9 protein-coding genes are annotated in these 10418 nt (G+C 62.1%); 5 read left to right on the top strand and 4 right to left on the bottom strand.

The genetic code is table 11. The features are described 5' to 3' along the window. On the top strand, positions 1 to 1077 hold a 1077-nt coding region (locus DDF70_RS16445; RefSeq protein WP_205772437.1), incomplete at its 5' end, for a cadherin domain-containing protein. Between the two features lie 584 nt (positions 1078 to 1661). Then, positions 1662 to 2006, top strand: coding sequence for a hypothetical protein (locus DDF70_RS16440; RefSeq protein WP_245435517.1), 345 nt, complete (start codon positions 1662 to 1664; stop codon positions 2004 to 2006). A gap of 180 nt (positions 2007 to 2186) precedes the next feature. Here DDF70_RS16440 and DDF70_RS36650 read toward each other — a convergent pair whose 3' ends face one another. Further along, entirely contained in the window at positions 2187 to 2417 is a 231-nt protein-coding gene (locus DDF70_RS36650; protein ID WP_162820447.1) for a hypothetical protein, read from the bottom strand. A 436-nt stretch (positions 2418 to 2853) separates the two neighbouring features. Between DDF70_RS36650 and DDF70_RS16430 the strand changes: the two genes are divergently transcribed. From DDF70_RS16430 to rnd, 3 genes are all read left to right on the top strand, one after another. After that, positions 2854 to 4035, top strand: a complete 1182-nt coding sequence (locus DDF70_RS16430; protein ID WP_162820446.1) for an HlyD family secretion protein — start codon at positions 2854 to 2856, stop codon at positions 4033 to 4035. Then, positions 4032 to 6209 carry a peptidase domain-containing ABC transporter gene (locus DDF70_RS16425; protein WP_114945934.1) on the top strand — a complete coding sequence of 726 codons (2178 nt, stop codon included), beginning with the start codon at positions 4032 to 4034 and terminating at the stop codon, positions 6207 to 6209. The genes DDF70_RS16430 and DDF70_RS16425 overlap by 4 nt, the downstream gene beginning before the upstream one ends. A gap of 199 nt (positions 6210 to 6408) precedes the next feature. After that, positions 6409 to 7563: a ribonuclease D gene (gene rnd / locus DDF70_RS16420; RefSeq protein ID WP_114945933.1), complete on the top strand. Its 1155-nt coding sequence runs from the start codon at positions 6409 to 6411 to the stop codon at positions 7561 to 7563. 127 nt (positions 7564 to 7690) lie between these two features. Here rnd and DDF70_RS16415 read toward each other — a convergent pair whose 3' ends face one another. From DDF70_RS16415 to DDF70_RS16405, 3 genes are read right to left on the bottom strand one after another with little or no spacing between them, the layout of a single operon-like run. After that, the gene (locus tag DDF70_RS16415; protein ID WP_114945932.1) at positions 7691 to 8728 is read right to left on the bottom strand and encodes an amino acid ABC transporter substrate-binding protein; all 1038 of its coding nucleotides are present in this window, start codon (positions 8726 to 8728) and stop codon (positions 7691 to 7693) included. 38 nt (positions 8729 to 8766) lie between these two features. Beyond that, complete coding sequence (locus DDF70_RS16410) at positions 8767 to 9423, bottom strand: L,D-transpeptidase (protein ID WP_245435516.1); 657 nt, start codon at positions 9421 to 9423, stop codon at positions 8767 to 8769. 28 nt (positions 9424 to 9451) lie between these two features. After that, positions 9452 to 9913 carry a hypothetical protein gene (locus tag DDF70_RS16405; RefSeq protein WP_114945931.1) on the bottom strand — a complete coding sequence of 154 codons (462 nt, stop codon included), beginning with the start codon at positions 9911 to 9913 and terminating at the stop codon, positions 9452 to 9454. Between the last annotated feature and the right edge of the window lie 505 nt (positions 9914 to 10418).

Raw genomic sequence — 10418 nt, 5'->3', positions numbered from 1 at the left:
CTCATCGGCGGAAAAGGCGACGATACTCTCGATGGCGGGAGCGGCAGCAATACCGTCATCTTTGCCGGCTCCCGCGCGGAATATGAAGTCGGCGGTCCCGATGCCGATGGGGTCCGCACCGTCCACGACACCCAAGCCGGTCGGGACGGCACCGATACGCTCAAGAACGTGCGGTTTATCAAGTTTGAGGGCGACGATGAGACCGTGGCCCTCTACAACACCAGGCCGGACAGCATCGCGTTCTCCAAGACCGCCTTCGCCGAGAACCTCCTCACTGGCACGCCGCTGGCCACGCTCTCGGCGCATGATGCCGAGGGCGACGCGATCACCTATACGCTGAGCGACCCCACCGGAACGTTCACGCTGGACCAAGGCGCTCTCGTGCTGCTCAAAGCCCTCGATTACGAGACCAAGACCAGCTACACCGTGACCGTGGAGGCCAAGGACGCCTATGGGGCTGTCACCACGCAGGAGATCACCCTCACCGTCACCGACATCGCCGATACGCCGGGCAATCCTGACGCACCGGGCACGCCGAGCAATCCCGGGACACCGGGCGATCCCGGCAGCCCCAGCGACCCTGCGCTCACGCTCACCGGCACACCCGGGGCGGATACGCTCGCGGGACGTGGCAACAACGACGTGCTCGTCGGCTTGGCCTGCAAGGACCAGCTCTCCGGCAATGGCGGCAACGACCGGCTCTCCGGCGGGCTGGGCAACGACACGCTCACCGGCGGGGCCGGGCAGGACATCTTCGTGTTCGACGCCAAGCTAGCGAAGACCAACACGCTGAACAAGAAGCAGAACCTGGACAAGATCCTCGACTTCGTCGTCGCCGACGACACGATCCATCTGGCGAAAAGCGTGTTTTCCAAGATCGCCAAGAAGGGCGTGCTCAAGAAGGGCGAGTTCTTCAGCGGCAGCGCGGCGCATGACCGGGACGATCACGTGATCTACAACAAGAAGACCGGGGCGCTGTTCTACGATGCCGATGGCAATGGCGCCAAGGAGGCGATCCAGGTCGCCACCCTGTCCAAGAACCTCAAGCTCACCAACCTCGACTTCTTCGTCGTCTGACACCATCCCGGTCTGGCAAACGCCACCGTCATGGCCGGCCTCGTGCCGGCCATCCCGATGCTGAAAAGCGCCGCGCCTTTCCGATCGAGATCACCGGCACAGGGCCGATGATGACGTAGCGGGCGTCATTCCCGGCGGCCGCAGGCCGGGAAGGGGCTCCCCTCACATGCTCAGCGCTATGGATCCCCTTCCCTTCCGCTGCGCTTCGTCTGGCAATGACACCCTCCCCGTCATCCCGGGGCCGCGCAGCGGGCCCCGGGACGCATAACCGCCGACGGCGCAGGAAGACGCACAATGAGGAGCCTGGTCTTTTTGAAACATCGTGTTTAGGGGTTCCGGGTTCGCCTGCGGCGCCCGGAATGACAGTCCGTCATGAAGCTGAGATCGGCGGCCGAGGCTGGTGATGACGTCAGGGCTCCCCGCCTCATGCCTACACGGCAAAGTCTCGGCACCAGCGCCGCCACCTACTCGTACACCCCTTGTTTTTCAACGAATTTTCCATCGTCCACCGGCCCGAAATCCTTGCGGAACAAAGGGTGAATTCCCATATTGTGCCTATGGTTAGCACCCTTGCGACATCCCTGTTGAGACCGGCCCGGAACGCCCCCGTCGAGGAGCGGATCGAGGGCAATTGGCACGTCTATCCGCTGGAGGGCGCGCTGGAGCTCGACTATGTGGACCAGGCCGGCAATCCGAGCCGGCGCTGGGTCCTGGCGCGCGAGCTGAAGGTTGGGCCGGGCAAGATGCTTCTGGGCGGCATCGACATCCTGTCCGATGACGGCTACCGCGGTTTCCGGGTCGACCGGATCCAGCGCCTGGAGGATGCGGAGAACGGACTCGTGGTCGAGCACAACATCCTGGATTGGCTTGTGAAACGTGCCGAGCGGCAAGCAAAAAGGCGCAGGAAAGCCATTATCGGGCATAGATAGGGATTTCGGCCGAATCCACGTCCGTTAAATGGAACTTCAATAAGCTACAGTCGCAATACATTCTCGGGCATGCTCGAGAGCAGTCCGTGTCCTCTCATGCTGGCCGAAGCTCAAGACAACTTTAAAACGGCATATCTGGCGACCCCTAAGAATCGCCAGATCAAGCTGTGTTGCCGTCCCTTAGTTCTTCTTAATCTTTTTGCCAGCGTCATTCAGATCGATAGGAGGCACGCCTTTCGTTGTGCCATTAAAGATCTCCTGATAATTCGGTGCTGGCCTAAGGACATCTTGAACGCCTGAGTTGACTAGGTTCAGATAACGCTGTGTGCTTGGGCTGAGCTTAACTTTTACAGCACCACCACCCGACACGAGGGCGAGATCAGCATCGCTGAGGATTGGGAAGTTCGTCATTTCGAGCCCCTACTTATGAGAACCCTGTAACACGACACTGTGAGAGCATCGCTCAAGGCTTCATCATTACGGTATATCATAACTTTGTTTTCCACCAACCCCTGGTTTCATCTTCAACAATTCACATGCGAGCTCTGCAAATGAACCTTGCGCGGTTGCACGCAATTTTCGGCTCACCATGTGCGTTTCCGCACTGACGGAAACGGATTGATCTTCCGATCGGAAATTCTGATGATCGATTCCGTTCAACTTTCAATGGACAAGGCGAAGCGACTGCTGAGCTAAAGACCGCAGCTCGTTGAACCTCTATATTTGCGTAACTTGCAAATCCACGCCCCTTATGAAACATGATTTCATATCGGGAGCGCGGCTGGCCTTGAAGCGTCAGTTCTTTCGTCCTCAAGTTTTAGCCGGCAGAGAGCATACGGCGGCGTCCATGCCGGCTGCCCCGTTGTCATGGCGAATCCTGGGTGCGTTCCTCGCCGTCGCGACCGGCGCGTCGATAGCCTTCGTCGCGACGGCCGGATATGCGCGCAAGGAGACGGCCTCCGGTGCCTTGATCTCCACGGGCGGCCTTGTCCGTGTCTCGGCAAGACGCGACGGCGTCGTAACCGATCTCAAGGTCAGAGAAGGCGATCGAGTTTCGCCCGGCCAGGCACTCTTCACGATTGACTCGCAGCAGGGATTGGAAGGTGGCGGGACCGTCTCCGCGGCCCTGATCACGTCTCTCGACGCGCAGATCCGGCTTATCAAGGAGCAGATCGCCTCCGATCCCGCCCGCGTTGCGAATGAGATCGTTCGGCTCGAGGCATCGACCCAAAGCGTCAAGGCTCAGAAGCAGGCCGTACTCGCCCAACGTGAGCTGCAAGCACAGCGGGTGCAAGCAGCGACCGAGCGCCGGCAGACTCTTTCCGACCTTTACCAAAGAGGCAATGGAACGAAGGTCGCGCTTCAAGAGCAGGAAGCCGTGCTGCTCGTCAGCCGCCAGAACCTGGCCGATCTCGACCGACAGCTTGCCGCCATCGACAAGGATCTAGAGCAGTCGCAACTCCAGCGCGAACAGCTCCCCGTGCAGCAAAGCGAGCGCGTCGCGCAGCTTAGCCTGAACCTCGCGGACCGCGAGCGCGAGCGAACCGAGATCGAGGCGCGCGGAAGCCAGGTTATCCGTGCGCCCGTCGCTGGACGCATCACGGCCCTTCAGGCCAACCCCGGTCAAATCGTTGACGCGAGTCGTCCCCTCCTGACCATCGTACCCGCAGGCGCGGAACTTAGGGCGGAACTCTTCGTTCCGAGCCGTGCGATCGGCTTCGTGCAACCGGGTCAGCAAGTCCGGCTCATGATCGATGCCTTTCCTTATCAACGCTTCGGCTTCCTCGAAGGCAGCGTCGAGACCGTATCGCAGGCTATTCTCGCGCCAAACGAAATCTTCGGCGCCGTTACGCCCAAGGAGCCGACATACCGTGTCGGTGTCAGGCTGAGGCAACAGGCTATCCAGGCCTATGGGCGCCCGGTGCCTCTGCAACCGGACATGGCCTTGCAGGCCGATATCGTCTTGGAAGAACGTTCCCTTCTCGCCTGGCTCATTGATCCCCTCCTCAGCCTCAGGGGGCGCATGTGAGCCTGCTCGACAAAATCGAGTTCCTGAGTGGTCCACGCCTGTCGCTCATTCTTCAGACCGAGGCAGCGGAGTGCGGCCTCGCCTGCCTTGCCATGGTCGCCTCGTACCATGGATACGAGACGGACCTGGTGAGCCTGAGACGCAAATTCTCGGTCTCCTTGAAGGGCACGACGCTGCGGGATGTCCTCACGCTCGCCCAGCGGGTCGGCATGATGGGCCGGGGTCTCCGCCTGGAACCGGAGCAACTCAAGGACATCAAGACTCCCTGCATCCTGCATTGGGACATGAACCACTTCGTGGTTCTCAAGCAGGCAACCAGACGGCACATCGTGATCCACGACCCGGCATCGGGTGTGCGCTCCTTCAGCCTGGAGGAGGCCGGTCGACATTTTACCGGGATCGCCCTGGAGCTCAGCCCGACAGACACCTTCGAGAAGAAGAAGGAAGCCGTCAAAATGCCGCTCTCGGCATTCTGGGGCCGCCTCAAAGGCTTGAATCGTGCGCTCGGTCAGGCACTGCTGCTCTCGGCAATTCTGCAGGTCGTCACGCTAGCCAGCCCGTTCTACATGCAGCTTGTCGTCGATGAGGCCATCCTGAAAGGGGACGGCGGCCTTGTGGGCGCTCTCGCCTTGGGCTTTACGCTGCTGCTCCTGATCAACGTAGGTGCGTCCTGGCTGCGGTCTCAGGTGCTCATGTTTCTGGGCAATGCACTCAATTTCCAGATGAGCGCAAACCTCTTCAACCATCTCGTGCGGCTGCCGCTCGAATGGTTCGAGAAGCGGCACATCGGCGACATCGTGTCCCGCTTCAGCGCGACCGTACCGATCCAGAGCTTATTCTCGCAAGGGCTCATTGGCGCCATCGTGGATGGCGTCATGGCCATTCTGACGCTGATCATGATCGTCGTCTATAGCCCTGCCCTCTCTCTCATCGTCTTCGGTGCTCTCGTCCTCTATGCCCTGTTGCGGGTGATATCCTATCACTTCATGCGTCGGCTTCAGGAGGAAGTGATCGAAGCCGGAGCCAAGGAGAATTCTACCTTTATCGAGACCATTCGCGGCATTCAAAGCATCAAGATTTTTGGCCGCGAGGCGGACCGGGAGGCGCTCTGGCAGAACCGCCATGTCGACGCCATCAACAAAGGCATCAGGCAGACCCGCCTCACGATCGCGTTCAGCTCCGCACACCAATTGCTTTACGGCCTTGAGAACGTGCTCGTCGTCTATCTCGGAGCCCGCGCCGTGATGGCGGGAGACATGAGCGTCGGGATGCTCTACGCCTTCATCTCGTACAAGGAGCAATTCCTCGACAAGGTTACAAACCTGATCGAGACCGCCATCCAGTACCGTATGCTCGATCTCTATGTCTCGCGCCTATCCGACATCGCCTTGACGGAAAAAGACATAGGCCATAGCCGTCAGAACGGTCTGATAGAGAGGACGGTCGCGGGCGCGGTCGAACTGCGTGACGTGATCTACCGCTATGCCGAAACGGAGCCGGAGGTGCTTTCCGGAGCCGCTTTCCGCATCGAGCCGGGAGAGTTCGTGGCCATCACAGGACCTTCGGGAGGCGGCAAGACAACGCTTCTCAAGGTTATGATCGGATTGTTCAGACCCAAGGCCGGAACAGTGCTCATCGACGGGGTTCCGCTTGAGAACATGGACATTCAGGCCTTCCGCTCGCAGATCGGCGTCGTGATGCAGGACGACCAATTGCTCTCCGGCAGCATCGCCGAGAACATCTCCTTCTTCGACTCGCACCTCAACCTGCAATGGATGCGCCAATGTGCGGCCTGGGCCGAGATCGATCAGGAGATCATGAATATGCCGATGAACTACAACACGCTCGTCGGCGATATGGGGACCACCCTCTCGGGTGGACAGCGGCAAAGGGTGCTCCTGGCGCGGGCACTCTACCGCAAGCCGCGCATCCTTTTCATGGACGAAGGCACATCGAACCTGGACGTAGACAAGGAACGCGAGGTGAACCGCGCGCTTGCGGCCTTGAACATCACCCGCATCGTCATCGCCCACCGTCCGGAGACCATCCGCGCAGCGGACCGGATCTTGATCTTGCGCGAAGGCCGCGTCTACCCGCCTATGGACGGCGATTCTCTTACCTTCGCCGAAACACCGGGTCAGTTGCTGGCCGCGCTTGGCCGTGGTCCGGCTTAGGAGGACAACGGCGGAATTCGAAACGGTCCATGACCAACCGGGCAGATCAGCCGCTACCCTGCTCAACAGCCTTGCTGTGAAGTAACGTTAAACTTTTTGCGTTGGTTACGAAGGCGAGACTTCACCTTATCCTCCGACAAACGGCGGATCCGGCGATGGCGGACTCGCGAGGTTCTTCCCGATAGGTTATGAACGCTCCATGGACCTGATCACCTCCACCGACGCCCTGGCCGCCGCCTGCAACCGTCTCAGCCAGCATCCGTTCGTGACCGTCGACACGGAGTTCCTGCGCGAGACCACCTATTACCCGAAGCTCTGCCTGATCCAGATGGCGGGCCCGGACCCTGCGGAGGCCTATCTCATCGATCCCCTGGCCGAGGGCATCAGCCTCGACCCCTTCATGGCGCTGATGTCGGACCCGAATGTGGTGAAGGTCTTCCATTCGGCCCGGCAGGACCTGGAAATCGTCTGGAATCTCGGCGGCATCGTGCCCACGCCGCTCTTCGACACCCAGGTTGCCGCCATGGTGTGCGGCTACGGGGATTCGGTCTCCTACGAGCAGCTCGCCAACGATCTGGCCAAGGCCAAGATCGACAAGTCTTCCCGCTTCACCGACTGGTCGCGCCGCCCGCTGACGGACGCGCAGCTCACCTACGCCCTCTCGGACGTCACCCATCTGGTGAAGGTCTACGAGGCGTTGATGGCGCAGCTGCAGACCAACGGCCGGCTCGAATGGCTCGCCGAGGAGATGTCGATCCTCACCTCGCCCGAGACCTACCAGGCCGATCCCGGCAATGCCTGGCGCCGCCTCGCCGGCCGCCTGCGCAAGCCGCGCGAGATCGCCGTGCTCATGGAGATTTCCGCCTGGCGCGAGCGCGAAGCCCAGGCGCGGGACGTGCCCCGCGGGCGCATCCTCAAGGACGACGCGGTGATCGACATCGCCACCTCGGCCCCGCGCAGCGTGGAGGCTCTGGGCCGCCTGCGCACCATCCCCAACGGCTTCGAGCGCTCCCGCACAGGCGGCGAGATCCTGGACGCGGTGGAACGCGCCCTGTCCCGCGACATGGCGACGATCCCCGTGCCGGAGCGCAGCCGCGGCCGCTCCAATACCGGCTCCGTCGTGGACCTGCTGAAGGTACTGCTCAAGGCGGTGTCCGAGCAGGAGGGCGTGGCGCCCAAGATCATCGCCACGGTCGAGGAGCTCGAGGCCATCGCCGACAGCGACGAGGCCGACGTGCCGTCCCTGCACGGCTGGCGCCGCAAGCTGTTCGGGGAGAAGGCGCTGGCCCTGAAGAACGGCGAGCTCGGGCTCGTGCTGGAGCGTGGCCGAGTGAAGCTCAGGACGATTGCCTGAAGTCTCAGACCGGAAGCCGGTTCGCGTCCGGAGCTTCCCTTCGTTCTATCGCATCTTTTCACGCAAAACCGGTTCCCGCTTTTGCGTTCGATGCTTGAGGGCTAAACGCCAGTCCGGCTTCAGATCCTCACCGGATCGGCGGTGCGTAGAGCACGCCTCCCATGCTCCATAGCTGATTCATGCCACGCGGGATGCCGAGCCTGGACTCGACGCCGAGGTTTCGTTCGTAGATTTCAGCGAAATTTCCTGCCGCCCGGACGGCGTTCAGCGCCCAGGCATTGTCCAGCCCCAACACGCCGCCGAACCCGCCCTCCAGGCCGACGAAACGTCGTATGGCGGGCTTCGTCGAGGCCTTCGCTTCCGCCACGTTCTGGGATGAGATCCCAAGCTCCTCGGCGTTCACGAGCGCGAAGTTCACCCACTTCACGATGTTGAACCAGGCGAAGTCGTCGGCGCGGGTTGCCGGTCCGAGCGGCTCCTTCGAGATGACATCCGGCAGGACGATGGCATTGCCCGGCTGGGAAAGCTTCAGACGCTCCGCGTAGAGGGCGGATTGGTCTCTCGTCAGTACGTTGCACTGGCCGGATTGGAAGGCGCTGAGGGCTTCCGCCGCGCTCGGGAAGGCACGTTCCTCGAACGTCATGGAGTTGGCGCGGAAGAAGTCGGCCAGATTGAGCTGGCTCGTCGTGCCCTTCTCGACACAGACCTTGGCGCGGTCGAGCTCAAGGGCGGAGGACACGTTGAGGTCGCGCATGACCAGGAAGCCCTGGCCGTCATGGTAGGTGATGCCGGCAAAGGCGAGACCCAGGCCCGCCTCGCGTTCCAGCGTCCAGGTCGAGTTGCGGGACAGAAGATCGACGCGGCCCGAGCGCAGGGCGTCGAACCTTTCGCCGGCGGACAGCGGCACGAAGGCGATCTTCGACGGATCATCGAAGACGGCACCGGCGACCGCCCGGCAGAAATCCACATCGAAACCGGACCACTCGCCCTGGGCGTTTTTCTCCGAGAACCCGATCAGGCCCTCGCTGACGCCGCATTGCAGAACGCCCCGCTGCCTGACCGTCTCGAGGGTCCCGGCTGCGGCGGGGAGCGCCGAGGCGCAGAGCAGGAGGCTTGCGATGCCCGCGAAGGCGCAGTGGAGACCGGCTTTGACTGCATTCACCATGACTGTCCCTCTCCGCTCCTCAGGTTCCGCACGATGCGCTAGAGACTGGGGGCGTGACGGACGACCACCTTCGTGCCGACCGGCACCCGATTGTACAGATCGATGATGTCACCGTTGGCCAACCTGAAGCAGCCGGACGAAATCGCACTGCCGATCGTCTCCGGCTGATTGGTGCCGTGAATGCGAAAGACGGTCGACCCGAGATAGAGCGCTCGTGCCCCCATCGGGTTGCCGGGCCCGCCTGCCATGAAGCGTGGAAGATAAGGCTGGCGCGCAATCATCTCCGGCGGCGGGCGCCAGTCCGGCCACTCGGCCTTGCGGCTCACCTGCACCAGTCCGGACCATTGAAAGCCTTCGCGCCCGACCCCGATGCCGTAGCGCAGGGCGCGGTTGTTGCCCTGGACCAGATACACGAACCGTTCCGAGGTGTGGATGACCAGGGTCCCCGGTGCTTCATTGGACCTGAAGTACACGACCTGCCGGGCATAGGGACCGTCCGTGATGACGACTTCCTCGGTCGAGATGCGCCCCGGCTCGTCGTCGATCTGGAGAAGAGCCTGAGCCGGCGGCGCGGCTTGCGCCTGGGCCGCGCCGGAAGGAAGGCACGCGGCCAGCACGTATCCGGCCGCCGCCATGAAGGCGGAGCAGGCCCGTGCAGTCCTGTCGTGGGTCATCAGCCGCAGGTTCCGCACCATTTCCTTCCTCCGCTTTTTGGGGACATGGTCATGCGCCGCAGCGCACGAACACAAAGGTTCCGTAACGCCGGTTCGCATCCGGATCGACGAAGCGCATGGTCATGATTTTGTCGGTCGCCGAGAGAATCTCCCGGTCCTGCGGGTCACCCGGCGGCGCCTCGAAACCGAGATAGGTCCTGCCGGAGGTATCGCCCTTGAGCCTGAGCTCATGAAGTTCCGGATCGTCGGCCACATGCATCATCACTCCGTCGGTCGGGCCTTTGACGATCTTGTAAGGCTGGCTGCATTGCGCCCGGGCCTCCCGTTCGGTCCGCGGTCGATCCTTGTCGGTATGGAAGGATGCGACGCCCCATTGGCCGATCAGGCGTTCCCGCGCAAAGGCCGCGGGAGCCTCGACATTGGCGGATGGAGCCGGCGTGTTGCCCGAAAAGGTGCAGCCGGCCAGCGCCAGCACCACGGTTCCGGCGAGGATCGGCTGCGGCCGCAGCAAGGATCGCGGTCCCCGGGGCGGAAACGAACGTCGGCTGACGCCACTGCCCGCTCGTGAATCATGTGCAGTATCCGGTAATCCAGACAACACGTTCGGCTCCTGCGTCGTTGTCGAACTCATACGGTTCGGCGACAGCGGAGCGTTCGCCCGACGAACTGATTTCGGCCCGCACCGCACGCGCCGGCGACTGATATCGTCTGGGATGACCGCTTCCCCGTACCCGCAATTCTTATGCTTGGCGCGACGACATTAGGCAGCGCTGCACCGGCGCGCTTGACAGTTCTAGACAAACACTTTGCACTTATGGACAGCAGAGGGCCTAGATCATCGGATGCAATGGCCCGGGGATCGGACAACATGACCATCGGAGCGCATCCGATCCGGTCCGATCGACAGCGTCACAACAGCCCCTTCAGCCGCGTTGCCGTCGCTCTGATTTCTGCCGCCATGGCTCCCTCGACATGCAAATGGCCGGGCAGAACCCGGCCATCGCCAATTGACTGCT

The sequence above is a fragment of the Microvirga calopogonii genome (assembly GCF_003347665.1).
In the GTDB taxonomy this organism is placed as follows: Bacteria; Pseudomonadota; Alphaproteobacteria; order Rhizobiales; family Beijerinckiaceae; genus Microvirga; species Microvirga calopogonii.
Note: the sequence above shows the minus strand (reverse complement) of the source record. Positions and strands in the feature narration are given on the sequence as shown.